General features: G+C 57.9%; 27 protein-coding genes. 9 read left to right on the top strand and 18 right to left on the bottom strand.

The annotated features are described in order from the left end of the window. Positions 1–4 precede the first annotated feature (4 nt). Positions 5–676 carry a YiaD family glycine zipper/OmpA-like lipoprotein gene (locus tag AC2FLB_RS13045; RefSeq protein WP_142637036.1) on the bottom strand — a complete coding sequence of 224 codons (672 nt, stop codon included), beginning with the start codon at positions 674–676 and terminating at the stop codon, positions 5–7. A 117-nt stretch (positions 677–793) separates the two neighbouring features. After that, positions 794–1,486, bottom strand: coding sequence for a helix-turn-helix transcriptional regulator (locus tag AC2FLB_RS13040; protein ID WP_271949714.1), 693 nt, complete (start codon positions 1,484–1,486; stop codon positions 794–796). A 103-nt stretch (positions 1,487–1,589) separates the two neighbouring features. On the opposite strand from AC2FLB_RS13040, the gene AC2FLB_RS13035 reads away from it, so the two are divergent. Beyond that, the gene (locus tag AC2FLB_RS13035) at positions 1,590–1,775 is read left to right on the top strand and encodes a hypothetical protein (RefSeq protein WP_496703340.1); all 186 of its coding nucleotides are present in this window, start codon (positions 1,590–1,592) and stop codon (positions 1,773–1,775) included. A gap of 2 nt (positions 1,776–1,777) precedes the next feature. Here the strand turns inward: AC2FLB_RS13035 and AC2FLB_RS13030 are convergent, their stop codons facing one another. Beyond that, entirely contained in the window at positions 1,778–2,461 is a 684-nt protein-coding gene (locus AC2FLB_RS13030; protein WP_496709419.1) for an RluA family pseudouridine synthase, read from the bottom strand. Between the two features lie 60 nt (positions 2,462–2,521). Between AC2FLB_RS13030 and AC2FLB_RS13025 the strand changes: the two genes are divergently transcribed. Together AC2FLB_RS13025 and AC2FLB_RS13020 are read left to right on the top strand one after the other, a co-directional pair. Continuing rightward, positions 2,522–2,932, top strand: coding sequence for a nuclear transport factor 2 family protein (locus AC2FLB_RS13025; protein ID WP_142637264.1), 411 nt, complete (start codon positions 2,522–2,524; stop codon positions 2,930–2,932). After that, the gene (locus tag AC2FLB_RS13020) at positions 2,929–3,645 is read left to right on the top strand and encodes an SGNH/GDSL hydrolase family protein (RefSeq protein WP_496709396.1); all 717 of its coding nucleotides are present in this window, start codon (positions 2,929–2,931) and stop codon (positions 3,643–3,645) included. The genes AC2FLB_RS13025 and AC2FLB_RS13020 overlap by 4 nt, the downstream gene beginning before the upstream one ends. Here AC2FLB_RS13020 and rarD read toward each other — a convergent pair. The 10 genes from rarD to AC2FLB_RS12970 all read right to left on the bottom strand — a co-directional run bounded on the left by rarD (position 3,636) and on the right by AC2FLB_RS12970 (position 14,709). Further along, positions 3,636–4,538, bottom strand: a complete 903-nt coding sequence (rarD, locus tag AC2FLB_RS13015) for an EamA family transporter RarD (protein ID WP_496702667.1) — start codon at positions 4,536–4,538, stop codon at positions 3,636–3,638. The genes AC2FLB_RS13020 and rarD overlap by 10 nt on opposite strands. 142 nt (positions 4,539–4,680) lie before the next feature. After that, positions 4,681–7,134, bottom strand: a complete 2,454-nt coding sequence (locus AC2FLB_RS13010) for a GcvT family protein (protein ID WP_496709395.1) — start codon at positions 7,132–7,134, stop codon at positions 4,681–4,683. A gap of 89 nt (positions 7,135–7,223) precedes the next feature. After that, on the bottom strand, positions 7,224–8,198 hold the full coding sequence (locus AC2FLB_RS13005; RefSeq protein ID WP_496703330.1) for a GlxA family transcriptional regulator: 975 nt from the start codon (positions 8,196–8,198) through the stop codon (positions 7,224–7,226). 12 nt (positions 8,199–8,210) lie between these two features. Beyond that, entirely contained in the window at positions 8,211–9,101 is an 891-nt protein-coding gene (locus AC2FLB_RS13000; protein ID WP_496703328.1) for a homocysteine S-methyltransferase family protein, read from the bottom strand. Between the two features lie 12 nt (positions 9,102–9,113). Next, positions 9,114–10,166 (bottom strand): alcohol dehydrogenase family protein, encoded by a 1,053-nt coding sequence (locus tag AC2FLB_RS12995; protein WP_496709394.1) that lies wholly within the window; start codon positions 10,164–10,166, stop codon positions 9,114–9,116. Between the two features lie 2 nt (positions 10,167–10,168). Further along, a complete protein-coding gene (locus AC2FLB_RS12990) occupies positions 10,169–10,645 on the bottom strand; it encodes a cupin domain-containing protein (RefSeq protein WP_281973075.1) in 477 nt (158 codons plus the stop codon). 19 nt (positions 10,646–10,664) lie between these two features. Further along, complete coding sequence (locus AC2FLB_RS12985; RefSeq protein WP_496709393.1) at positions 10,665–13,115, bottom strand: GcvT family protein; 2,451 nt, start codon at positions 13,113–13,115, stop codon at positions 10,665–10,667. A 15-nt stretch (positions 13,116–13,130) separates the two neighbouring features. Next, positions 13,131–13,511, bottom strand: a complete 381-nt coding sequence (locus AC2FLB_RS12980; protein ID WP_496697623.1) for a GFA family protein — start codon at positions 13,509–13,511, stop codon at positions 13,131–13,133. Positions 13,512–13,516: 5 nt separating this feature from the next. Further along, entirely contained in the window at positions 13,517–14,140 is a 624-nt protein-coding gene (locus tag AC2FLB_RS12975) for a LysE family translocator (protein ID WP_281973074.1), read from the bottom strand. Continuing rightward, positions 14,140–14,709 carry a helix-turn-helix domain-containing protein gene (locus AC2FLB_RS12970; protein WP_142637059.1) on the bottom strand — a complete coding sequence of 190 codons (570 nt, stop codon included), beginning with the start codon at positions 14,707–14,709 and terminating at the stop codon, positions 14,140–14,142. The genes AC2FLB_RS12975 and AC2FLB_RS12970 overlap by 1 nt, the downstream gene beginning before the upstream one ends. A gap of 117 nt (positions 14,710–14,826) precedes the next feature. Between AC2FLB_RS12970 and AC2FLB_RS12965 the strand changes: the two genes are divergently transcribed. Then, a complete protein-coding gene (locus tag AC2FLB_RS12965) occupies positions 14,827–15,108 on the top strand; it encodes a DUF1294 domain-containing protein (protein WP_496692507.1) in 282 nt (93 codons plus the stop codon). A gap of 39 nt (positions 15,109–15,147) precedes the next feature. On the opposite strand, the gene AC2FLB_RS12960 is transcribed toward AC2FLB_RS12965, so the two are convergent. The 3 genes from AC2FLB_RS12960 to AC2FLB_RS12950 all read right to left on the bottom strand — a co-directional run bounded on the left by AC2FLB_RS12960 (position 15,148) and on the right by AC2FLB_RS12950 (position 17,443). Further along, entirely contained in the window at positions 15,148–15,672 is a 525-nt protein-coding gene (locus AC2FLB_RS12960; RefSeq protein WP_496697618.1) for a GNAT family N-acetyltransferase, read from the bottom strand. A gap of 69 nt (positions 15,673–15,741) precedes the next feature. Continuing rightward, positions 15,742–16,197 (bottom strand): GAF domain-containing protein, encoded by a 456-nt coding sequence (locus tag AC2FLB_RS12955; RefSeq protein WP_496692509.1) that lies wholly within the window; start codon positions 16,195–16,197, stop codon positions 15,742–15,744. 73 nt (positions 16,198–16,270) lie between these two features. Beyond that, on the bottom strand, positions 16,271–17,443 hold the full coding sequence (locus AC2FLB_RS12950; protein ID WP_496709392.1) for a thiolase family protein: 1,173 nt from the start codon (positions 17,441–17,443) through the stop codon (positions 16,271–16,273). Positions 17,444–17,543: 100 nt separating this feature from the next. On the opposite strand from AC2FLB_RS12950, the gene AC2FLB_RS12945 reads away from it, so the two are divergent. The 3 genes from AC2FLB_RS12945 (at position 17,544) to AC2FLB_RS12935 (ending at position 20,145) form a co-directional block, all read left to right on the top strand. After that, positions 17,544–17,882, top strand: a complete 339-nt coding sequence (locus AC2FLB_RS12945; RefSeq protein ID WP_496703315.1) for an STAS domain-containing protein — start codon at positions 17,544–17,546, stop codon at positions 17,880–17,882. A 32-nt stretch (positions 17,883–17,914) separates the two neighbouring features. Beyond that, on the top strand, positions 17,915–18,355 hold the full coding sequence (locus AC2FLB_RS12940) for an ATP-binding protein (protein WP_496694160.1): 441 nt from the start codon (positions 17,915–17,917) through the stop codon (positions 18,353–18,355). Between the two features lie 212 nt (positions 18,356–18,567). Next, positions 18,568–20,145 (top strand): gamma-glutamyltransferase family protein, encoded by a 1,578-nt coding sequence (locus AC2FLB_RS12935; RefSeq protein WP_496709391.1) that lies wholly within the window; start codon positions 18,568–18,570, stop codon positions 20,143–20,145. 34 nt (positions 20,146–20,179) lie between these two features. Here the strand turns inward: AC2FLB_RS12935 and hspQ are convergent, their stop codons facing one another. Continuing rightward, complete coding sequence (gene hspQ, locus AC2FLB_RS12930) at positions 20,180–20,506, bottom strand: heat shock protein HspQ (protein ID WP_142637073.1); 327 nt, start codon at positions 20,504–20,506, stop codon at positions 20,180–20,182. An 80-nt stretch (positions 20,507–20,586) separates the two neighbouring features. On the opposite strand from hspQ, the gene AC2FLB_RS12925 reads away from it, so the two are divergent. Both AC2FLB_RS12925 and AC2FLB_RS12920 read left to right on the top strand, forming a co-directional pair. Then, on the top strand, positions 20,587–21,468 hold the full coding sequence (locus AC2FLB_RS12925; protein ID WP_496677830.1) for an AEC family transporter: 882 nt from the start codon (positions 20,587–20,589) through the stop codon (positions 21,466–21,468). A gap of 60 nt (positions 21,469–21,528) precedes the next feature. Beyond that, positions 21,529–22,110 carry a transglycosylase SLT domain-containing protein gene (locus AC2FLB_RS12920; RefSeq protein WP_282021966.1) on the top strand — a complete coding sequence of 194 codons (582 nt, stop codon included), beginning with the start codon at positions 21,529–21,531 and terminating at the stop codon, positions 22,108–22,110. Between the two features lie 12 nt (positions 22,111–22,122). Here the strand turns inward: AC2FLB_RS12920 and AC2FLB_RS12915 are convergent, their stop codons facing one another. Beyond that, positions 22,123–22,719 carry a LolA family protein gene (locus AC2FLB_RS12915; protein WP_142637078.1) on the bottom strand — a complete coding sequence of 199 codons (597 nt, stop codon included), beginning with the start codon at positions 22,717–22,719 and terminating at the stop codon, positions 22,123–22,125. Positions 22,720–22,736: the final 17 nt, after the last annotated feature.

Raw genomic sequence — 22,736 nt, 5'->3', positions numbered from 1 at the left:
CACATCAGGTGTTGCCGTTGGGGATGATTTCGATATCAACCCGACGATTCCGCGCCTTCCCTTCGGGTGTGAGATTCGAGGCCGCAGGTCGGTTCTCACCCAATCCGATGGTGCTGATACGGGCCCCGTTCACACCATTGGCTTGCAGAACATCCGCCACGGACCTAGCCCGACGCTCAGATAGGGCCTGATTATAAGAGGCTTCGCCATCACTGTCCGTATGGCCAATGACCTGAACGGCCGAGTTGGGATATCTCACCAAATTCTGACCCACCCGGACCAAATCAGAACGCAATGCAGGCCGCACGGTCGAGCTGTCGGTGTCAAAGGTGATGTCGTTGGGGACGGTAACAATCAGGCGGTCGCCCGCGTTGACGATTGTGATGCCGTCATTTGCCAGCTGCTGGCGCAACTCAGCCGCCTGGCGGTCCAGTTGATTGCCGATAAGGCCGCCACCTGCTGCACCGATTGCACCACCAGCCAGCGCACCCAGAAGCGGATCCGAGTCGTTCGCAATGGCCCCGACACCGGCACCAACCAACCCACCCAAAAGCGCACCCTGTTTGGTATTTTGGTTGGGGTCCGAGGGCAAGTTCAGCGTTCCGGGGTCGGTGCAGCCCGCCAAGAACAAGGCCGAGCAAAGCCCAGCAGAAACAACAAGCTTGGAAATCGTCATGATATCACCTTCTGCTCAGAGGCCCGTTTGCCGGGTCCCATTGTTTGGCACAGTATATCGCGCTGCCCCCCCGCAGGCTCAAGCAACAATCAGGTGATATCGGCGAATACCCGCCGCTCAATGGGCCTCGGCAGGGGAACCCCATTGGTTCTGCTCCTGCCAGATCTCCCGCAGCGGCTGCCCTTGGCCGCAGAAATGATCGTCAACCATTTCGCAGGCCCAGACGCGATCGGTCCGAAAATGGCGAAAACCGTTGCGCAATTCGCACCACGCAACCAGCATCGTGCACTCGATGTGATAGATCAGGGCAACCGGACGGACGACCCGTTCGGAGCGAACGTCTTGCGAGCTGACATATGTGAGGCGAAGCTTGCGCTCGTCCCGGATGGCTTCGCGGTAATTCACGACCGGGATACAGCCCTTGGCCGGATCATCAACCGGAGCCCCCCAAGGCGCGACCTGCAACCAGTCGGGACTTGCGCGCAGGCCTTCTATTTTCCGGCATATGCGTTTGGCGGCCTCCTGCAGGGTACTGTCGCCGGTCCGTGCCAGCATTGACAGACCGACCCAAAGCGCCTCGACCTCTTCAGCGTCGAAATTCAGCGGTGGCAAGTCATAGCCTCGCCGCATCAGATACCCGACGCCGGCTTCGCCCTCGATCGGTGTGCGTTGGGCCTGCAGTGCCGCGATGTCGCGATACACCGTGCGCACCGAGACTTCGAGCTTTTGCGCCAGCATCTCAGCGGTAACCGGAGCGTCGGCGGCACGCAGAATCTGGATGATTTCAAACAGGCGGGACGAACGGCGCATGGCAAACTCCGGTTTCTCTGCTGACACCTTAGCACACCCCCCTGACAACGCGCTGTCAGGAGTGATGCGGGATGCTGGTTCAACAATTCACAGGAGATTACTGATGCCCAGCCTCGACAATCACGTAATGATGACACTGCAACTGGGACGCTGGTCCCAGGACCATACCCTGCGCGCCTTTGAAATCGAACGCGAGATCATGGCCAGCCGACAGCCCTGCGCTCCTAGGAAACGGGTCAGACGATTTTCACTGGGCAATCTCAAACTGCTTTGGACCAACCCCGCCTGACTCTAGAACTCGGCATTTGCGCGAAACTTCATCGACGCCCCGCCATCGGGGTTCTTCAGCCGCAATTCCTCGGAATGCAACATCAGGCGCGGGAAGGCCCGCGCCTCACCTTTTGCATAGAACGGATCACCCAAAATCGGATGGCCCAGCGCCAGCATGTGAACCCGCAGCTGGTGCGAGCGCCCGGTTTTCGGGAACAGGCGTATGCGGGTAGTGTTGCCTTCATATTTGACCACGCGCCAATCCGTCACCGCAGGCTTGCCAGTGTCATGGCACACCATCTGCAGCGGCCTGTTGGGCCAGTCTACAATCAACGGCAGATCAACAGTTCCGGTCTTTGACTCTACCATGCCCCAGACGCGGGCAATATAGGTCTTACGAGTTTGACGCTGTTCGAACTGCATGCTCAGATTGCGCTGAGCATGAGGGGTTTGGGCAAAAACCATCACGCCCGAAGTGTCGCGGTCCAACCTGTGCACAAGCAGGGCTTGCGGGAACGCCGCCTGCACACGGGTCAACAGACAATCGGCCAGATGCTCTCCTCGACCCGGTACGGACAAAAGCCCCGAGGGCTTGTTCACCACAATCAGATGCGCATCTTCGTGCAGCACATCCAGCGGTGTTTTCGGGGGATCGTAGGTCTCGCTCATGCGGGTCTGCCTATCGCAAGCGACAACCTCCCGCAACGTCGTGCTTGCCTGAACTGAATAGTTCAGCAAATCATGCGACAACTCGGAGGAGAAACCATGCACCCGACAATCGAACAACTAAAAGATGTCATCACAAAAGGCGATGAAAGTCTGATTCACGAGTTTCTGGCCGAAGACGTGCGTTTTCTGCCGCCGACCTACTACAGCACCTGGGCCGGGCGCGAACCCGTGGCGGCTCTGCTGGGGCATGTTGGGCAGGTATTCTCGGACTTCAGCTATCGTCGGATCATGGGTGAAGGCAAAGACTGGGCGCTGGAATTTCAGTGCAAGGTTGGTGATCTGGATGCGGTTGGTGTGGACTTGATCCGGCTGAATGATGAAGGCTTGATCGAAAAGTTCGAAGTGGTCATGCGCCCACTTAAAACTATTGCAGCCCTGCGCACCGAGATGATGGCACGCGTGGCAAAAGACCCTCGCTTTATCAATTTTAAGGACGCTTTGGGTTGACCAAGCCTGCCCGGATCGGAGCTGATCAGTTTCTGAGACTACCGCTGTTGCCACTATTGGCGGCACAGGGGATTTCAGTTCGACGAAAGGCGCGGTTCCTGCCCGAACCGACCGGGCCGCGCGAAGGCCGTGAAGGGCGCGGCCCGCGTTTGCGGTTGCTAATCGCAGGCGACAGCTCGGCAGCAGGTGTTGGCGCTGGCACCCAGGCGCAGGCTTTGTCCGGGCAGTTGGTCGCACAGCTAGCAAAAAGCCACAGTGTCGAATGGCGGCTCGAGGCTATGACAGGGCATACAACGCTGGATACACTGAAACGCCTTGACGGTCTGACAGATCAATTTGATGCCGCCATTACGGCGCTTGGCGTCAATGACGTCACCCGTGGCGTCACTAAAAAGCGGTTCGTCGAACACCAATCCCGTCTGATGCACCTGATCACCGACCAGCTTGGAGCCCGGCGTGTCATTGTAACGGCCGTTCCCCAGATAGGTCGGTTTCCCGCCTTACCGCAACCGCTTGCCTGGGTGCTGGGGCGTCAGGCAGCCCGCCTGGACCAAGGCCTGCAACAGATTGCGACCGGCTTCCCGCAAATCCGCCATCTGTCCATTGATTTACCCGACGACCCGGCGCTGGCCGCACCGGACGGCTATCATCCGAGCCCCAAAGCCTATGCGATCTGGGCGCAGAAGGCTGCCGAATTGCTGCGTCAGACCTGAGCGCGTATCTGCCGGATCATCGGGATCGAATAGACCACAAGTGCGGCCCAGATCAGCGGAAACGCAATCATGCGGCCACGGTCAATCTGCTCTCCAAAAACCGCGATGGCAGTCACAAAAATCATGGTCGGCGCGATGTATTGCAGGATGCCCATCGTCGACAGGCGCACCAGTTTGGCACCATTGGCATAGATCAGCAATGGCACCGCGGTCACCACCCCTGCCCCGGCCAGCAGCATGGTGTCGGTTGCGACCAGCCCGAAATGCCCCGTCCCGTTGATCCCCAGCCAAGTCACATAAACCAATGCGGGGATCAGCAGGATCAGCACTTCCAGCAAGAACCCCTGATTTGGCCCGATGGGGAGTGAGCGTTTGAAGAAGGCGTAGAACCCCCAGCTGAACATAAGCCCCAGCGCCGCCCAAGGCAGGCTTCCGGCCTCTACAACAAGAACCACCACCCCGGCTGCGGCCAACCCAACAGCAATCAGCTGCGTCCGGTTCAAAGGTTCGCGCAGCAGCACCGCGCCCAGCGCGATACTGAACAGCGGATTTATGTAATAGCCCAGCGCTGCGTCCAGCGCATGCCCACTGGCAATCGCCCAGACATAGATCGCCCAGTTCACCGATATCAAAGCAGCTGTCAGGCAGGCCATACCCAGCATCTTGGGATCGCGCAGAGCTGACTTCAAATCCCGCGTCCGGCCCAGTGCGATCAGCAATAGCCCGGCCAAAGGCACCGACCAGATGATACGATGCGCCACAACCTCAACCGGCGCGATATGGGCCATCGCCTTCATGTATAACGGCAAAAAACCCCACAAAACATAGGCCGTTACCGCCAGAACAAGTCCTTTTGGCGTATCGGCATTTTGTGTGGGTGTTGCGTCAGCCATTGCGGATCTCCGGGAATACCGGTCGTCTTTACGGCAACCCGGACATACTTGGGAACCGCGAAAACTGTGAAGCAACCCATCAGGATTTTTGATATGTGAGACCAGAACAAAGCCGGAGCGCCGCAGCGCTCCGACAATTTGATTACACTTTGACGCGTTCGGATTTCGGATCGTACATCGGTTTCAACGACGCCTCGGCCATTACCTTCACGCCGCACACGTCGATCTCATAGGTTGACCCCAGAACATCCGCCGCCTTCTCACCCTCGCAGGGCACATAGCCCATACCGATAGCGCCACCCAAAGTATGACCATAATTGCCCGAGCTGAGATAACCGACATATTCCCCGTCCCGCACGATCGGTTCATTATGGAACAACAGCGGTTCCGGGTCGGTCAGGCGGAACTGAACCAGACGGTTTTTGGGCCCGCTTTCCTTGCGGGCAATCACTGCTTCGCGCCCGATAAAGTCACAGCCTTTGTCCACCTTGATCGCAAAACCAAGCCCGGCATCCACGACGTTGTCCTCGCACGTGATGTCATGACCAAAATGGCGAAAGCCCTTTTCGATCCGGCAACTGTCCATCATGTGCATGCCACAGAGTTTCAGGTCCATGTCCTGACCGGCCTCATGCAGCGTTTCGAACACATGGCCCGCCATATCGGCGGACATGTAGATCTCCCATCCCAGCTCGCCCACATAGGTCACCCGATGAGCGCGGGCCAGGCCCATGCCGATCTCGATCTCTTGTGCGGTGCCAAAGGGGTTGGTCGCGTTCGAGAAATCCGCCGGCGAGACCTTTTCCAGCAAAGCCCGCGCATTGGGGCCCATCACGGCCAAAACGCCTTCGCCAGCGGTAACATCGGTTATGACCACGTTGAAGCTACCCACATGGCGCATCATCCAGGTCTGATCCGCCAGCCGCGTCGCCGCCGGGGTCACGACCAGATAGGCGGTCTCGGTCAGACGGGTCACCGTCACATCCGCCTCGATCCCGCCGGTGCGGTTTAGGAACTGGGTATAGACGATCTTGCCGTTCGGCACCGAATAATCGCCGCCCCCGATATAGTTCATGAACGCCTCGGCATCCGGTCCTTCAACGCGAATCTTGCCAAAAGAAGACATGTCGTACATGCCAACATTCTCGCGCACCGCGCGGTGTTCAGCAGCTGAGTTCTCGAACCAATTCTGACGTTTCCAACTGTACTGGTATTCGCGCTCCTGCCCCGGATTTGCGTACCAGTTTGCACGCTCCCAGCCCGCCAGTTCACCAAACACCGCGCCCTGCTCTTTCAGATGGTGATGGAACGGGGTGCGCCGAACACCGCGCGCAGTGGCTTTCTGGCGATAGGGGTAGTGGTCGGCATAAAGCAGGCCCAGCGTCTCTTTCGAACGCTCAAACAGATATTGCTTATTGCCCTGAAACGGCTGCATCCGGCTGATATCCACATCGCCCAGATCAAACGGTTTCTCGCCGCTATCCATCCATTCCGCCAGCGCCATGCCCGCACCGCCCGCAGATTGAATGCCGATCGAGTTGAAGCCCGCTGCGACCCAGACATTGTCCATCTCGGGCGCGAGACCCAGATGATAAGCGTCATCCGGAGTAAAGGATTCAGGGCCGTTGAAAAAGGTATGAATGCCCGCCTCGGCCAACATCGGCATCCGGTTACACGCCGCTTCTAGAATGGGCTCAAAATGATCAAAATCTTCGGGCAGCTGATCGAATTCGAAACTGTCCGGGATGCCCTTCATCGCCCAAGGTTTGGCATTAGGCTCAAACGCGCCCAGCAGGATTTTACCGGCATCTTCCTTGTAATAGGCGCATTCATCGGGCACTCGCAGAACCGGCAGTTGCGAAAGTCCGTCAATGCCTTCGGTGACGATGTAGAAATGTTCGCAGGCGTGCAGCGGGACGTTCACACCGGCCATGCGGCCAACCTCATGCCCCCACATGCCGGCACAGTTCACCACCATGTCGCATTCAATATGACCCGAAGCGCTGCCGTCATCGGCAACCCAGTCCACACCGGTCACAGTGCGACCTTGTTTAGTGATGTCGGTGACCTTCACTCGTTCCTTGGTAATGGCACCGCGTTGCCGCGCGCCCTTAGCCAGGGCCAGCGCGATATTGGCCGGGTCACCCTGCCCGTCCAGCGGAAGATAGACCGCGCCCTTGACGTCTTCGACATTCAGATGCGGATACATCTCTTTGACGCGGTCATTGGAAATCTCTTCGACCTCGACGCCAAAGGCGCGGGCCATGGCGGCCAGGCGATAGATCTCTTCACGGCGTTCCTCGGTCAGCGCCACGGTGATCGATCCACAGCGCCTAAGCCCGGTGGACACACCGGTTTCCTCTTCCAGCGCGCCGTAAAGCTCCTGCGTGTATTTCGCCAGTTTGGTCATGTTGGACGAGGCCCGCAGCTGAGCGATCAGACCCGCCGCATGCCATGTGGTGCCGCTGGTCAACTGCTTGCGTTCAAGCAGCACAACATCACTCCAACCTTTCTTGGTCAGATGATAGGCGACCGAGCATCCGATGACGCCGCCGCCGATGATGACAACTCGGGCTTTGTTTGGAAGATCAACCATCCTGAGGTCTCCGCTGAATCAGGTTTTGGGCACGTTGCCATGGAAGATCGACAATAAATGCACCAAAAGCGTCATGTTATGGGCGATTTTCACCTATGTGACGCAGCCCGTCTTTCGCGTCTCAGAACAAAGGGCGTGACCCCGAAAAAGCTTTTGTAAACCGAGGAGAAACCGTTCGGAAAGCCGCAGGCCAGACCGATTTCCCGAACGCTCATCGTGGTGTTCAGCAGCAGGTTGTTAGCCTTCGCCAGCCGCATCTCGCGATAGAAACCGTTTGGACTGGTGCCAAAGAAAGCTTTGAATTTTCGCTCAAGCGATCGGTTCGAAAGATTTAACGCCTCGACAATTTGCTGGATGGGTAAGGGGTCTTCGATATTGGCCTGCATCAGCTTGATACATTGATCCAGCTTGGCGTCCCCAGTAGCTGTCAGTTGCGCCCCCGAGAAAGGCTGCATCGATGAAAAGTCGCGGATGTTTTCGTGCAGCATGATATTGGCCACCGTCATCTTGGCAGGCCCTGAGATGTGGCGTCCGATCACGGACAAAGCAATATCGGTTGTCGCCTCCATCCCTGCGCAGGTCACGACCTGGCCCTGTTCTGTGGCTATCGACAGCTTCGCCTCGAACCGGGCCCCGCGTTCACTCAGGAAAGAGGCGTTTTCCCAATGGGTCGCCATGTCTGCGGAGCCGAATTCGTCGATATAGCGGCTGGCAGCTTCGGCCAGCAAAAAGACCTGAGCACCTCGGAACGTATAGTCCGATACAACCCGTCCGATGGACAGATCGGGGTGGTCAGGGTCGGAATTTCCGATCACAAACAGATAATCCGCCTTGGGATGGGTTGATACGGGTTCAGTTTGGACCGTCGCATCGCTGCTGCTGGCAACGGGCCCACCTTTCAGAGACCGATAGGTAAAGCTGAAGGGCGGGTTGGGGCAGACGCGGTTGGCCAGCCTCAGAACCTCAATCAATGCGGCAAGTTCCAACAGCACATAGCCTGGCGCGACCAGAACATCGAAATGTGTCTGCGCCTTGTCGGTCAAGCTATCTGGTCGTTGCCGCATCTTTACCCCCCTTCAGACGATGCTGTGGCCAGCAGCGCATAGCCGATCTGCCAGTCGCTGAATGTGATCGGGACCGACTTCGCAGCATCCGCCGATGATAGTTGCACCCTGCGCCACCCACCCCATCGCCTGATCAGCATATTCATCCGGCCCAAGGTCGTGGCGCTGTTGCAGCGCATCAACGGTTGGGGCGTCTTGCAGAAATTCCTGGGTAATCCCGGTGAAGCCATTGGCATATGCCCCAAACGGACGCCCGAAGGTAGCGATAATATTCAGCGCAGCAGGCACCGCCTCCGGGCGTGAGCAGTTGATCAGCACGGCCTCAGGCGTAAAGCGATCAACCAAAGATGCTATTCCCGACAATGGCTCACCCGACCGCAGCCGCGTCCCATCATCATCCACCACGGACAGCGCCAGCCAGACCGGCTTGTCTGCCTGTTCCGTTCCACGCAACGCGCCTTCGGCCTCTTGCACCGACGACACGGTTTCGATCAGGAACAGATCAACGCGATCTGCCATCATCGCCACCAGTTCGGAGAATTTCTCTGCCGCCTCTTCGACCTCTGGATTCAGGTCCGGCCGGTAAGAGGCGAGAAGCGGACCCAAAGCCCCAGCGATGCGCCTACCCGCCGGGCGCGCACGCTCGGCCTGCGACAGGGCCGCCTCGATCAGATCTGGCAGCTGATCACCCAAGCCGACACGGTCCAGACGCGACCGGTGAACAGCATAGGTATTTGTCGTGGCCACAGTCGCACCGCGTGAGAAATAATCCGCATGCACATCCCCGACCAACTCGGGATGGTCCATCATCACCCGGGTCGACCACAAAGGCGTCGGCGCATCGCCGCTGCGTTTGACCAGTTCCTGCCCGATAGACCCATCCAGAAGGGTTATGTCTGCCATCAATGAACCTCCTCAGGGAACCAGAACCAGTTTTCCCGGAAACGTTTTTGACTGAAAATCCTCTTGCGCCGTCGCAATGTCTTTCAGCGGATAGGTTTTTGAAATCAGCGGCTTGATCCGCCCCGCATTGATCAGTTCGACCAGGCGACCGAAGACCTCGAACGGCTGATGGGTGCTACCGTGAATGGTAATGTCGCGCAGATAGATATCCCGCAGATCGGCTTGAACAATCGGGCCAGCAATCGCACCCGCAACGGCATAGTGACCGCCGGGTTTCAGCGCCAGGATCAGATCAGCCCATGCAGGCCCGCCCACCACGTCAATGACCACGTCGAACATGTCGGTGGGCAGCGACGCATCCCGGTCGAACGTGGCGGTCGCGCCCTGGCTTTTCACCGCTTCGGCCTTGGCCGCACCGGTCACGCCCCAGACCGAGGCACCGCGCAGCGCCGCCAGTTGCACGGCGGCAAGGCCCACACCGCCCGACGCCCCGGTGATCAGCACCTTTTGTCCGGCAGTCACACCGGCCCGCACCAGCATAGCCTCGGCGGTTCCAAAGGCGCAGGGGATGGCAGCGATTTCAATGTCGGACAGGGGTGAGGCGCTGACATCATAAAGGTCATCGGCCTGCACCAAACAATATTGCGCAAAGGCGCCGTCAATCTCGGACCCAAGCACGATGAAGCCTGTCGGGTTGCCCGGTCGCGGACGTGGCAGGTTGATCGGACAGGTCACGCGCTGGCCCGGGGTGAACCCAGTCTCGGGCCCCGCGATTTCGACGATGCCGCAAAGGTCGCCGCCCTGAATGCGCGGGAAGTTCAACGCGCCGCCCCAGCCTCCGGCTTCGACCTCTTGATCCACGGCATCTGTGGCGCCGGTCACGTCTGAGGAATACCAGCCGATACGGGTGTTGATATCGGTGTTGTTCACCCCGGCTGCGGCCACACGGACCAGAACCTGCCCCGGCGCAGGGGTTGGGACGGGTATATCGTCACGCCATTCCAGCGCCTCGGGCCCGCCGTGACAGGTCAGGAATACACCGGACATCGTTTTAGGCAGTGTCATGATCAAACCTCGTCATCGGGATGAGGCGGCACAGAGCCCATCGGGACAATGTCATACCGCGCGTTCAATTCGGCCATTTTCACCTCATCGGCGAAGTCCGCCTCGGTCATCTTGGCCAGCTCAGCAAGGAAGCCGTCAAAACCGGCAGGCTGGAAAATCATCAGCATCTTGGCTGGTGCTTTACCAGCAACGCGGCAGGCATGCGGCATACCGGGCGGCACATGCATCGTGCTGCCCGGCCCACAGCGATGCCAGTCGCCATCAACGTAGAAGTCCACTTCGCCTTCCAGAAAATAGAAGCTTTCGGCATGGGTTTCATGGCGATGAAGGCCAAGTGCAAAGCTGGCCTTCAGATTGTCTTCCATGAGCGTATAGGCGCCATCAGTATCCCGGGTCGAAACCTTCACAAATGTGTGGTCATTTTCCCAGTCGTAATTGAGGCCCTCTCCGGGCCCCAGTTTTGAATAACGCGTGCTCATGCAGGTCTCCTTCGGGCGATCAGGCGCGCAGCCGCTCGTTTTCTGGATCCCAGAGCGGTTTATCGTCCTGTACCACGGCGCGCCGCTTTTCACCGAAGATTTCAACCTCAAGCTCGGTGCCTGTCACCGCCAGTTCAGGACGGATCATGCCCAGGGCAACGGATTGACCAACGCGGTACCCCCACGCGCCCGAGGTGGTTTCGCCAACGATCTCGCCGTTGTGCCAGATACAGGACATATAGGGCGCGTCCGCGTCACCAGCATCGACCAGCATGGTGGCAAACGCCTTTTTCACGCCCTGCTGCTTTTCGTTCAGGATCGCGGCCTTGCCGGGGAAGTCCTGCGGTTTGTCAAGTTTGACGAACCGTTCCAACCCGCCTTCCAACAGAGAGTAATCAGTGGACAGATCGCCTTTCCAAGCCCGATAACCCTTTTCGATGCGCAGAGAGTTCAGGGCGTACATCCCGAACGGTTTGGCACCAGCGTCAAGGATCGCTCCATAGATCGCGGGCATATGGTCGTTCAGCGCGTGAACCTCCCAGCCAAGTTCTCCTGCAAACGAGACGCGGATCAGGAAGGCGGGCTGGCCTGCGACGGTGGCGGATTGATGGGTCAGCCAGCCGCTGGACAGGTCCGCATCGCTCAGCCCCGCCAGAATGTCGCGCGATTTTGGACCTGTCACGATCAGCGTGTCACGAGTGGTGGTGACATCCTCGACGGTGACGCCAGTGGGCATTGCCTCGGTCAGGATATCGCGGTCATGCCATTGCGCTGTAGCGGCCGTGATCATGACGAACTCGTCATCGCCGAGGCGGATACAGGACATTTCGGTCAGGATCCGGCCGCGACCATCTGAGATATAGACCAGGTTGATGCGACCCACCTTGGGCAAACCGCCGGTGACCAGCGACCGCAGCGCCTCGGCGGCACCCTCACCTTTTACGATGAAACGCGAAAATCCGGGCAAGTCCAATACGCCGCAATGATCACGGACAGCCTCGCACTCTTCCTTGATCCGCTTCTCCCATGGCCCCGAACGGCCCCAGGTATGGGTCGCTTCTTCAGAGGTATCGTCGCCCGGTTGCGCAAACCAGTTGGCGCGTTCCCAGCCGTTATAGGGCCCCATCACGCCGCCCAATTCCTTGACCTTGGTGTGGACAGGCGACAGCTTTTTGTCGCGCGCGGCGGGCCATTCATGGTGCGGGAAATGCATGGCGTATTCGTTGCCATAGACCTCAAGCCCCTTCTGGTTGCAGTAATCCTGATCGGTGTAATCGGTGTAACGGCGCGGATCGACGGCCCACATATCCCACTCAGTTGCGCCATCGACGATCCATTCGGCCAGCACCTTGCCGGCACCACCGCCCTGCGCGATGCCGAAGGTAAAGGTATGCGCCTCAAACGCGTTGGTCACGCCCGGCATCGGGCCAACCAGCGGCAGCCCGTCCGGCGCGTAGGGGATGGGTCCGTTGATCACCCGACCCACACCCGAGGTCCCCATCAGCGGCACCCGCTCCATCGCGTCGGTGACGATGTCTTCGATCCGGTCCAGATCGTCATTCCATAGCTGGAAACTGAAATCCTCGGGCATCGGATCATCCTCGGTCATCCAGTGGCCCTTGCAGTTGGGCTCATAGGGGCCGAGGTTGAATCCGTTCTTCTCCTGCCGAAGGTAATACGAGATATCCACGTCGCGCAGCAGCGGCAGCTTTTTACCGCCATTGGCCTTGGACCATTCCTCGATCTCTGGCACTTCGTCGGTCAGCAGGTACTGGTGGCTCATCACCATGGCCGGAACGGTGCGACCGCCGAAGGGTTTGAACCATTCACCCACACGCTGGGCGTAATACCCGGCGGCATTGACCACGTGGTCCGCTTCGATATCGCCCTTGTCAGTATGCACGATCCAGGTCTTGTCTTCCTTCTGGGTCACACCCGTGGCCGGGCAGAAACGCAGGATCTTCGCCCCCATGTCGCGCGCACCCTTGGCCAGTGCCTGGGTCAACTGCGCCGGGTCGATATCGCCATCGGTCGGGTCGAACAGAACACCCTCAAGGTCATGAGTTTCCAGGAACGGGTAATGCTCTTTGGCTTGTTCGGGTGACCACATCTCCATCTCGATGCCCTGATAACGGCCCATCGCCATTGCCCGCTCGAACTCCTGCACCCGCTCTTTCGAATGGGCCAACCGGATTGAGCCGGACTGGTGATAGTTCATCGGATAGTCGACCTCTTCACCCAGCCGCGCATAAAGCTCGGTCGAATAGCGCTGCATGTTCATGATCGCCCAAGAGGTCGAAAAGGTCGGCACGTTGCCAGCTGCATGCCAGGTCGACCCGGCGGTCAGCTCGTTTTTCTCTAGCAGAACACAATCGGTCCAGCCCTTTTTGGCCAGATGAAACAGGGACGATGTCCCCACCACTCCGCCACCGATAATAACCACGCGGGCTTTTGTCGGAAAATCACTCATGTCTTTCAGTCCCTGTTACTGTGCCTCTTGAGGCAGATCGTCCGTGATGTTGTAATAATCGCCTTTGTCAGCCACAAAGATATGGCGGGCGAGGGTCAGTCCGGTGGGTGCATCTAGCGCCCCCATAGCAATGGCAATCCGGTCTTCGTCCTTATGCTGCCAGAACAGGTAAGAGCCGCAGGCGTTGCAAAATCCCCGTCGGGCGATGTCGGAAGCACGAAACCAGCTCAGCGTATCGCTGGCGGTGAAGGTGATGTCGTCTTGATGGGCCGAGGTCGAGGCCCAGACATGACCCGACTGTTTGCGGCATTGACCGCAATGGCAGGCCGAGGCGGCAGGAAGATCGCCTTCGATCTTGAACGCAACCGAGCCGCACAGACAGGAACCTGTATGCATTTCGCTTATCCCCTTGCTGCTGGCGCGCTGGTGGTGCCCAGCAACACGCCATAAATGATGAAACAGGTGGCCATGACCCGGCGCACCCAGATGTTGAACACGGCCCCCAGCGCGGCCCGCCCCATAAGCGCACCTAGAAGAGTGAACCCGATGTAGCTGAGCGTTGTGATGATCAGCGCCGTTGGCATGATGACCAACATTTGCTCCCAGATCGGCACATCCGGCTGCACGAATTGCGAGAATGCAGCAAGATAACCCGCGACGCTTTTGGGGTTGATTGTCGCGACGGCCAGCGCGTGCAGATAGACATGCCGTGCAGGGCGTTCGGAAATAGGGGCGGGATTTGCTGCAGCCTTCCAGCCTCGGACACCCAGCCAGATCAGAAACCCTGCGCCCACCAGCTTGGCGATGAAGAATCCGGTGGGTGAGGCCGCGATCAAGGCCGTCACCCCAAGCGCCGACAAAACCAAAAAGGCGCTGGCTTGGGTCAGGATCGCCAAGACACCCAGCATCGCTTTTGCGAAGGGCAGGCTCATCCCGTTCGAGATACAGTTCACCGCGTTAGGCCCCGGTGTGGTTACAAACACCACCCAGAACAGCGCGAATATGGTCCAGGCCTCGAAACTCATCAGTACACCGGAGGGGCGATGACCCAGATGACCACAGCGGGCTCATCATGAGGGTTCGCCCAAATATAGGGTTCGTTCTTGATCCGAAAACTGTCACCGGGCCCAACCGAAAAGCTTTGCGCGCCGATGGTCAGATTCAACTGACCGGAAATCACATAGCCAACCTCTTGCGTGGGGCGGTCCGCCGGATTCTGCATCTTGGAATGCGGCTCAAAGGTGGAATGCACCATCTCAAAATCGTCAGTCAGATCGGGTGACAGCAGTTCCTCGATCAGACCTTCTTCGCCCGACCCCATAGGGCGGCGCGACCCGGCGCGCACGACATAGCCTTGTTCATTGGCGGGGGCGGCAGAATGGGCGAACAGCATGGACATCGGCACACCCAGACATTCCGCGATCTGACGCAGGTCTGAAATTGACGGTTCGGACTTGTCGCGTTCAACCTGGCTGAGCCATCCGACCGACCGGTTCAACCGCTCTGCGATCTCGGTCAGCGTCAACCCACGCGCCTTACGCAATGCGCGAATGTCGGCTCCGAGCGTTGCACTGTGGGGGGCTTGGCTGTTCACCGAACTCTCCGATATCTGGTGAAATTTTCCTCGTGTTTTTCACGATGCCGCGAATCGGTGAAAATTCCAAGCATTTTTTCACTTGGGAAAATCGACGCATTTAGCTATCCGTCAGCTATGTGGATTGCGGTTATATACCTGTGGGTCATCAACGGCCTGACTTTGCTGGCCTTTGGCTGGGACAAGCTGCGCGCCAGACGCAGAAAAAGCCGGGTTCCGGAACGCAGGCTATTGTGGCTGGCTGCACTGGGCGGCAGTCCCGGTGCCCTGGTCGGGCGTTGGATTTTCAATCACAAGTCCCGAAAAGGTCGGTTTTCCCTGTCGCTATTTGCGATCTTTGCGACTCAGGTCGGGCTGGCATATTTCCTAATCACGGAAATTCTGCCTGACATTCTGTAGTTGGCTTGATCCGCAAGCCACGTAAGATCCCGATGGGATCTAGGAAATGTCGCAGACATACATATCGGTATCGTCGGTGGAGTGCGCTGAGGATCGCGTGAACCCCGATTTCTGTAGCACACGGGCAGAGGCGGGATTGCTGTGCTCGACCCCGGCCAAAACCCGAATGGCGCGGCTCGTGCCGCAGGCCGCGATAAAGCCGGACACAAGTTCGGTTGCATAGCCACAGCCCCAGGCTCGTTCGGCAAACAGATATCCAAGGTGGATGGTTGGTGCGGCCTGATCTTCGGGTTCTGAGGCCAGTATCAGCAGTCCGATCAGCTGATTATTTTGCCTTAGCCGAACAAGAAGAACATCGCTTTCGGTCTTGCGTGCCGCGATCCAGTCGGTCATCCCGCTGGGCGTTTCTTCGACCTGCATCGAAGGCGGCAGGGGCTCAAGAACCGCTGGTGTCAGGACGGCTGCCAACTCGGCCGTCAACGCTGAAAGGCGACCAGCTTCAGAGACTTCCACTTGCCAGTGGCAGACGGCAAGCCGCTCTGTGGTGAATTGGTCCGGGATCATGCCTTGGCCAGTCGCAATTAGTGTCCATTCCAGTCTAACAGACGGGCCGATTTTGCGTCAGGCCCCTCTTTACTCGCCCGAAAACGCCTTTGACAATATGGCAGACAGCTTTTCTGCGTCCTCATCCGTGAACGCATCCGGCTGGTCACTGTCGATGTCAAAAACCGCGATGACCTCGCCCGAGGCATTGCGCACCGGAAGCACCAGTTCGGACTGCGTAGACGAGGCGCAGGCGATGTGACCTGGAAACGCATGCACATCCGCCACCAACTGTACCTTTCCGGTCCGCGCCGCGGCACCACAGACACCGCGCCCGAAGGGAATAACCAGACACCCGTGACCACCCTGATAGGGGCCTATTTTCAAAATGCCCGGATCTGTTACGCGATAGAACCCCGTCCAGTCAAACCGATCATCGGCGTGATGAACTTCACAGGCGATTGTCGCCATCAGAGCAACTTGATCTGTCTCGCCTGCGGTTAGGGCGACGATTGTCTTGGTCAGCGTATCGTAATCAACGGTCATGGGGGGCGGGTCCGGTCAGTGATCTTGTAAACAGGTTCTACAGCACCGGACCTATGGTGGAATCGGCCCCGCGTCAAACGCGCTCAATCGCGATTGCAGTGCCCTCTCCACCACCGATGCAGATCGCCGCCACGCCGCGTTTCAGATCCCGCTTTTCCAACGCGTTCAGCAGGGTGACCATGATACGCGCCCCCGAGGCGCCGATAGGATGACCCAGGGCGCATGCACCACCATTCACATTTACCTTGTCACGCGTCAGACCCATCTCATGCATGAATGCCATCGGCACCACGGCAAAGGCTTCGTTTACCTCCCACAGATCCACATCATCATTGGACCAGCCGATTTTGGCCAAAAGCTTTTGCGCAGCGGGAACTGGCGCAGTCGTGAACAATCCCGGAGCCTGCGCATGGCTGGAATGACCCAGAATGCGCGCCCGAACCGAGAGACCTTGCGCTTCGGCGGCTTCAGCTGACGCCAGAACCAGAGCTGCCGCCCCATCAGAGATCGACGACGCGTTGGCCGCCGTCACCGTTCCACCCTTGCGAAAAGCCGGTTTCAGCGAAGGTATCTTTTCCGGGCGGGCGGTTTTCGGCTGCTCGTCCGCGGACTGCGTGACCTCGCCTTTCCTTGTGCGGACGGTTACCGGAGTGATTTCACCGTCGAACGCGCCGCTGTCCTGCGCGGCCAGCGCGTTGGATAGGGACTGCAGGGCGTACTCGTCCTGCGCTTCGCGGGTGAACTGGAACGCCTCGGCACAGTCTTCTGCGAAAGTGCCCATCAGACGACCTTTGTCGTAGGCGTCCTCCAGCCCGTCCAGAAACATGTGGTCGACGACCTGAGCGTGCCCCAAGCGCGCACCGTCACGCATTTTGGGCAACAGGTAGGGCGCGTTCGTCATACTCTCCATCCCGCCTGCGATCATTGTGTTGGCATGGCCCAATGCGATCTGATCGAAGGCCATCATCGCAGCCTTCATCCCCGATCCGCACATCTTGTTGAGCGTCGTGGCCGGGACCTCTTGGCCCAAACCGGCTGCAAACCCAGCCTGACGTGCAGGGGCCTGACCCTGCCCGGCTGGCAGAACGCAGCCCATCAGCACTTCGTCAACCGTATCAGCACCGGCACCCTGCAGCGCAGCCCGGATCGCGGCTCCGCCCAGATCGGCGGCAGAAACACCATCGAACATTCCTTGAAATCCACCTATCGGGGTACGTGCTGCTCCGGCGATTACAACTTGCTTCATCTGGGCGCTCCTAAATTCTTGTCATTCAATGGATACCGAATGGTAAGAATTCCCGTCTAGCGTATTTCTACGAGCGATTTCAGTTAAAGGACCGTCACGTATGGGCCTGTCCAGTACTACGACCAACAATATTCAAATAATTACAGTACAATCCAACCGGATTGATGCCGCAATGGCCATTCAGTTCAAAGAAAACATGCGCACGGAAACCGAAGGTGGGTCTGTGCGTGTGGTTCTGGACCTCAGCGGCGTCGAATTTATCGATTCCAGTGGTTTGGGCGCCATTGTCGCCGCCATGAAACAACTCGGGGCTGAACGGCGCCTGGATCTGGCAGGTCTTCAGCCTTTTGTGGAAAAGGTGTTTCGTCTTACCCGCATGGACACAGTGTTCAAGCTTTACCCAACGATGGATGACGCACTGTCCGGTGCGCCGGATTGAACACAAGGAGAAACTGAACAGGCGCTAGGCTAATGTGTAACGGCATCAGTTTCGATTTGAGCTTCGCTGCGACCGAGGTCGAAGCAAGTTCTGGCATTGCCAAGTTGAGCCAGGCACTGTCGTCTAAAGGGCTGCCTGCACACAAAGCGGCTGATGTCAGAATTGCCCTGGCCGAAGCCATTAACAATGTCGTTGAACACGCCTATGCCGGAACCACGCCCGCCAGCGTAAAGGTACACTGCCGCCTGCATCAGAACTGGTTGGAAATCCTCATCTCGGATACCGGCAATCCCCTTCCTGGCTTTCGCGTACCAGAAGGTGCACCTGCACCTCTGGGGGAAAGACGTGAAGACCTGCCCGAGGGGGGATTTGGATGGTTTCTGATCCACCAACTGACCAGTGAAATCCGCTATGACCGTAGCGAAGGCTGCAACCGGTTGTCACTGCGATTCAGTTTTCTCGACCCGGATTAGGGCTATAAAACGTCACAATAAGGCCCTTTTCGAACCATTGTAGCGCCGCAAACAAAGATCAAAGTCTTAACTGTAGCTCAGATAGCTTCCCTCGGCATCGTATGTCACAGCCCCCACCCAGTGAACGATGCCGAGGAACTTCCCCTTTGATTTGACTGGACAATACCCGGACGCGCGATACCTTCTGCGCGATCACACGGGAAGGCAGCGCAATGCGGGATTTTCAGGCACCAGGCAGATCCGAAGTTTTTTCGACCGAAGGGATGTGCGCCACATCTCACCCGCTGGCAGCCCAAGCGGCCCTTGGCATTCTACAGCAAGGTGGCAACGCGATGGACGCAGCCATCGCCGGGGCAGTGCTTTTGGGATTTTGCGAACCACAAATGACCGGCCTGGGCGGAGATTGCTTTGTTCTGTACAACCGCGCCGGAGAAGATGAGGTTCGGGCCCTCAACGGCTCTGGCCGGGCACCGGCAGCAGCCAACGCTGGCAGCTTGCGCGATAAGGGACTGACTGCAGTTCCGCTCAATACACCGGATGCGGTCACCATTCCCGGCGCAGTCGAGGCGTTCTGCCAGCTGGCCGAAACCGAGGGCAAACTAGGGCTGGACGCCATCCTGCAACCCGCCATCCGCTATGCAGACCAGGGCGTGCCGGTCGCCCCACGTGTGGCTTTTGATTGGGGCCCGGGTGCTAACACGTTGCAGGGGGCAGCCAGGAACCACTATCTGCTGAAAGGAGACGTTCCAAAGACCGGAGACATGTTCCGGTCCGCCGGGCAGGCAGAAGTGCTGCGCAGAATCGCCAAATACGGACGAGAGGCGTTTTACGCGGGCGAGGTCGCTGAAGATATTATCTCGACCCTGACGGCCATGGGCGGGGTACACACAGCCGAAGATCTGGACGCGACCGCTGCCACACCTACAGTTCCGGTCGCAGGGCACTATCGTGGCTTGGACCTGCTGGAACATCCGCCCAATGGCCAAGGTGCAACCGCCCTTTTGCTGCTGAATATCCTCAAGAACTTTGACCTCGGATCCATGGATCCGCTATCCGCAGAGCGTCTGCATATCGAGGCCGAAGCCTCAAAACTCGCCTACGATGCCCGCAACAGGTTCATCGCCGATCCGGATCATACGACACACGCAGACAGGTTTTGGGACCAGACAACAGCCGATCGGCTGGCAGAGCTTATCAATCCAAACCATGCCATGCCCGCTGCTGCCCCACTGACCGAAGCCATCCACAAGGACACGGTTTATATCACGGTGGTCGACAGGGACAGGATGGCGGTATCGCTGATCTATTCGATCTTTCATAGCTTTGGATCCGGTATCGCTTCTGAGAAATTCGGCATTCTGCTGCAAAACCGTGGGTCTGGATTCACGTTGCAATCAGGCCATCCGAACGAGTTCGGCGGCGGCAAACGTCCGATGCACACAATCATTCCCGGCATGTTGAAACAGAAAGGCAAAATCCTGATGCCCTTCGGTGTGATGGGTGGCGCCTTTCAGCCCACAGGGCATGCAAAGCTGGTCTCGCTACTAACCGACGATGAGTTTGCGCTGCAGCAGGCCATAGACACACCGCGCGCCTTTGCAGACGGACCTGTCTTGAAACTGGAACGCGGAATTCCGCGTAATGTTGCGCAACAATTATCTGAAATCGGCCACAAAGTTTTGATTTCAGAAACACCTCTTGGCGGGGCTCAAGCGATCCGAATCCAGAAGAGCGGCGTTTTGCAAGGCGCAAGCGATCCACGAAAAGATGGGTGCGCGCTTGGTTATTGACAGTATGGGCCCGGCTTCACCCACGCTTCCAATTTTAGTTCAAATGGAAATGCAACGGATATGCGCCGTTTTCAAACGGACCAAACATATCAGGGATATCCGGATGCTCGACCGGTTCTCCGGACTGGTCAGCAATCAGATTTTGTTCAGAAACATAAGCAACATAGAAGGATTGGTCATTTTCCGCCAACAGATGATAAAACGGCTGATCCTTGATCGGCCTGCTGTCTTCGGGAATGGCCTGATACCATTCTTCGGTATTTGAAAACTCTGGGTCCACGTCAAAAATCACCCCTCGGAAGGGATGTTTTTTGTGGCGGACGACTTGGCCCAGCCGGTACTTTGCTTGTGTCTTTAGCATCACGTTTGCCCCCAAAGGTCTTACTACCCGTTTCCTCATAGGAATGCCAATCATTGATCTAAAATAATGGGAAACAGTCTGTGAACCTCTTACTGACAGTACTCGAAATCGTGGCCCCGGTCTTCCTCTTGGCGGGGATCGGGTTTGCCTGGGTCAAACTTGGCTTTGAATACAGGCTGCAATTTGTGACCCGCCTTGCGGTGACGCTCGCCGTGCCCAGCCTGATTTTCGTGGCCCTGATGCAAACCCAGATCCCGCCCGGAGAGCTGACCCGTTTCACTTTGGCCGCCATCACAGGCCATGTCGGGCTGGCGGTCGCATTTGGCGTATTTGTCCGGGCCAGCAAGCTGGAAAGGCGCACCTATCTGGCGCCGCTGATATTCGGCAACACGGGGAATCTGGGCCTGCCTCTGGCCATTTTCGCATTTGGGCAGGCAGGCTTGGGTTTCGCGGTGATATTTCTGGCCGTTACCGCCCTGTTTTCCTTTACTTACGGGATCTACCTGGTGGCGGGAAAAGGCGCTTTCGGCAAGGTAGCACGTGAACCCATGGTTTGGGCTACTCTGCTGGGGGCGCTGTTTCTGTGGCAGGGCTGGCAAACACCTGTCTTCGTGACCAATACGCTGGACCTGCTGGGACAGATGGCGATTCCGATGATGCTGATCACGCTTGGTGTTGCGATTGCGCGGCTGACCACCAGAAAGCTAGGGCAAGCGGTCTGGCTATCGGCGTTGAAACTGGTCGTGTGTTTTGCCTTGGCATGGGCAATCGCAAAAGGGTTTGATCTGGATAACGTCGCGTTCGGCGTTCTGGTGGTGCAGATGTGTACGCCGGTTGCCGTAACCTCATACCTGCTGGCCGAACGGTTCGAGGCGGATTCTGACGCGGTTGCGGGGCTGGTTATGGTCTCAACCCTGATGTCCGTCGGCGCTTTGCCTATAATTCTAGCTATTGTTCTGTAGCGATTGTGATTTCCTAATCGCTCAATCTGCGCTAGAATGAAGAAAAAAGGCACGAGGCACATGAGCAGAATTCTTATCGTACTCTTCGGGGTGCTGCTTTTGGCATCCTGCGGGGGTGGCTCCAACCAGCCACCCAGCAAGCTGAATGATGCATGCAGCATTGCGCGTGAACGGCCCGAATATATCAAGGCGTTCAAAAGCACCGAGCGGAAATGGGGAATCCCCGTTCACGTTCAGATGGCAACGATCTATCAGGAAAGCCGGTATCGCCACGATGCGCGAACGCCCCATCAATATGTTCTGGGTGTGATTCCGATGGGCCGTCAGAGCAGCGCCTATGGCTTCAGCCAGGCGCTGGACGGGACATGGGATGAGTATCAGCGCGAAACCGGCAAACGCCGGGCCAAGCGGGACCGTATCCGCGACGCTTCGGATTTCATCGGCTGGTACATGAACAAAAGCTATGAGCGGAATGGCATCCAGCCAAGCGACACGCGCAATCAGTATCTGGCCTATCATGAAGGCCATACCGGTTATGCCCGCGGCAGCCATTACAGCAAGACGTGGTTGCTGAACGTGGCCAATGATGTGGATGCGCGCGCCCGGATGTACCAGGCGCAACTGTCAGGCTGTCGTTACTGAACAAACAGCGGGTCAGCGATTGCCTGACCCGCTTCTGTTCTTGTTCGAAAACAAGCTGCTGCTTAGATTTTTTTCGGTATCAAGCTGACCCAGCAGAACCGTTGTCTGTCCGCCTGCATTATCGTGGATCACCCATTTTCGCAGCTCAACCGGATCGCCGGTGAACATCAGCTCAATTCGACCGGAGTCAGGGTTTTTCGGGTCCTGTGCTGTCACGACAGTGGCCGTTCCGTCAAAGTCATGCCCAACCACCATATTAGCCTGACCCAGATCGACATTCCGTGCCAGAACCAGAGACAGAGGTGTTCGCTTTAACGGATACTGCTCGGGCGGTTGATTGGATTTCGGATCGAATATCTGAACGGTGCCAGCGCGCGCCAACACAACGGCGCTGTCTGGCGGGTCATATTCGAACCGCATCTTTCCAGGCCGTGCGATCCACAGCTTTCCTGTGCTCAGTGAGCCATCATCATTGACCTGTGTAAATGTCGTCTCGACAGTTTTCAGACCATTCAGGTAATTCGATATCTGCGACAGCGGCAACTTGTCCGCAGCCCAGGCGGCGGGTGTGGCCAGTGTCAGTGCAAGGGCAAAAGCAATCTGTTTCATAAGACCCAGATAAGCGC

The organism is Ruegeria sp. CDSA236 (assembly GCF_059611285.1).
The sequence above is the reverse complement of the archived record's forward strand: the minus strand, read 5'-3'. Positions and strand labels throughout refer to the sequence as shown.

What these genes read in the sequence shown, in the direction of transcription:
- AC2FLB_RS13045 (WP_142637036.1), bottom strand. Translation starts at nt 676, where the DNA reads ATGACGATTTCCAAGCTTGTTGTTTCTGCTGGGCTTTGCTCGGCCTTG.
- AC2FLB_RS13040 (WP_271949714.1), bottom strand. Translation starts at nt 1,486, where the DNA reads ATGCGCCGTTCGTCCCGCCTGTTTGAAATCATCCAGATTCTGCGTGCC.
- AC2FLB_RS13035 (WP_496703340.1), top strand. Translation starts at nt 1,590, where the DNA reads ATGCCCAGCCTCGACAATCACGTAATGATGACACTGCAACTGGGACGC.
- AC2FLB_RS13025 (WP_142637264.1), top strand. Translation starts at nt 2,522, where the DNA reads ATGCACCCGACAATCGAACAACTAAAAGATGTCATCACAAAAGGCGAT.
- rarD (WP_496702667.1), bottom strand. Translation starts at nt 4,538, where the DNA reads ATGGCTGACGCAACACCCACACAAAATGCCGATACGCCAAAAGGACTT.
- AC2FLB_RS13010 (WP_496709395.1), bottom strand. Translation starts at nt 7,134, where the DNA reads ATGGTTGATCTTCCAAACAAAGCCCGAGTTGTCATCATCGGCGGCGGC.
- AC2FLB_RS13005 (WP_496703330.1), bottom strand. Translation starts at nt 8,198, where the DNA reads ATGCGGCAACGACCAGATAGCTTGACCGACAAGGCGCAGACACATTTC.
- AC2FLB_RS13000 (WP_496703328.1), bottom strand. Translation starts at nt 9,101, where the DNA reads ATGGCAGACATAACCCTTCTGGATGGGTCTATCGGGCAGGAACTGGTC.
- AC2FLB_RS12995 (WP_496709394.1), bottom strand. Translation starts at nt 10,166, where the DNA reads ATGACACTGCCTAAAACGATGTCCGGTGTATTCCTGACCTGTCACGGC.
- AC2FLB_RS12990 (WP_281973075.1), bottom strand. Translation starts at nt 10,645, where the DNA reads ATGAGCACGCGTTATTCAAAACTGGGGCCCGGAGAGGGCCTCAATTAC.
- AC2FLB_RS12985 (WP_496709393.1), bottom strand. Translation starts at nt 13,115, where the DNA reads ATGAGTGATTTTCCGACAAAAGCCCGCGTGGTTATTATCGGTGGCGGA.
- AC2FLB_RS12980 (WP_496697623.1), bottom strand. Translation starts at nt 13,511, where the DNA reads ATGCATACAGGTTCCTGTCTGTGCGGCTCGGTTGCGTTCAAGATCGAA.
- AC2FLB_RS12975 (WP_281973074.1), bottom strand. Translation starts at nt 14,140, where the DNA reads ATGAGTTTCGAGGCCTGGACCATATTCGCGCTGTTCTGGGTGGTGTTT.
- AC2FLB_RS12965 (WP_496692507.1), top strand. Translation starts at nt 14,827, where the DNA reads ATGTGGATTGCGGTTATATACCTGTGGGTCATCAACGGCCTGACTTTG.
- AC2FLB_RS12960 (WP_496697618.1), bottom strand. Translation starts at nt 15,672, where the DNA reads ATGATCCCGGACCAATTCACCACAGAGCGGCTTGCCGTCTGCCACTGG.
- AC2FLB_RS12955 (WP_496692509.1), bottom strand. Translation starts at nt 16,197, where the DNA reads ATGACCGTTGATTACGATACGCTGACCAAGACAATCGTCGCCCTAACC.
- AC2FLB_RS12950 (WP_496709392.1), bottom strand. Translation starts at nt 17,443, where the DNA reads ATGAAGCAAGTTGTAATCGCCGGAGCAGCACGTACCCCGATAGGTGGA.
- AC2FLB_RS12945 (WP_496703315.1), top strand. Translation starts at nt 17,544, where the DNA reads ATGGGCCTGTCCAGTACTACGACCAACAATATTCAAATAATTACAGTA.
- AC2FLB_RS12940 (WP_496694160.1), top strand. Translation starts at nt 17,915, where the DNA reads ATGTGTAACGGCATCAGTTTCGATTTGAGCTTCGCTGCGACCGAGGTC.
- AC2FLB_RS12935 (WP_496709391.1), top strand. Translation starts at nt 18,568, where the DNA reads ATGCGGGATTTTCAGGCACCAGGCAGATCCGAAGTTTTTTCGACCGAA.
- hspQ (WP_142637073.1), bottom strand. Translation starts at nt 20,506, where the DNA reads ATGCTAAAGACACAAGCAAAGTACCGGCTGGGCCAAGTCGTCCGCCAC.
- AC2FLB_RS12920 (WP_282021966.1), top strand. Translation starts at nt 21,529, where the DNA reads ATGAGCAGAATTCTTATCGTACTCTTCGGGGTGCTGCTTTTGGCATCC.
- AC2FLB_RS12915 (WP_142637078.1), bottom strand. Translation starts at nt 22,719, where the DNA reads ATGAAACAGATTGCTTTTGCCCTTGCACTGACACTGGCCACACCCGCC.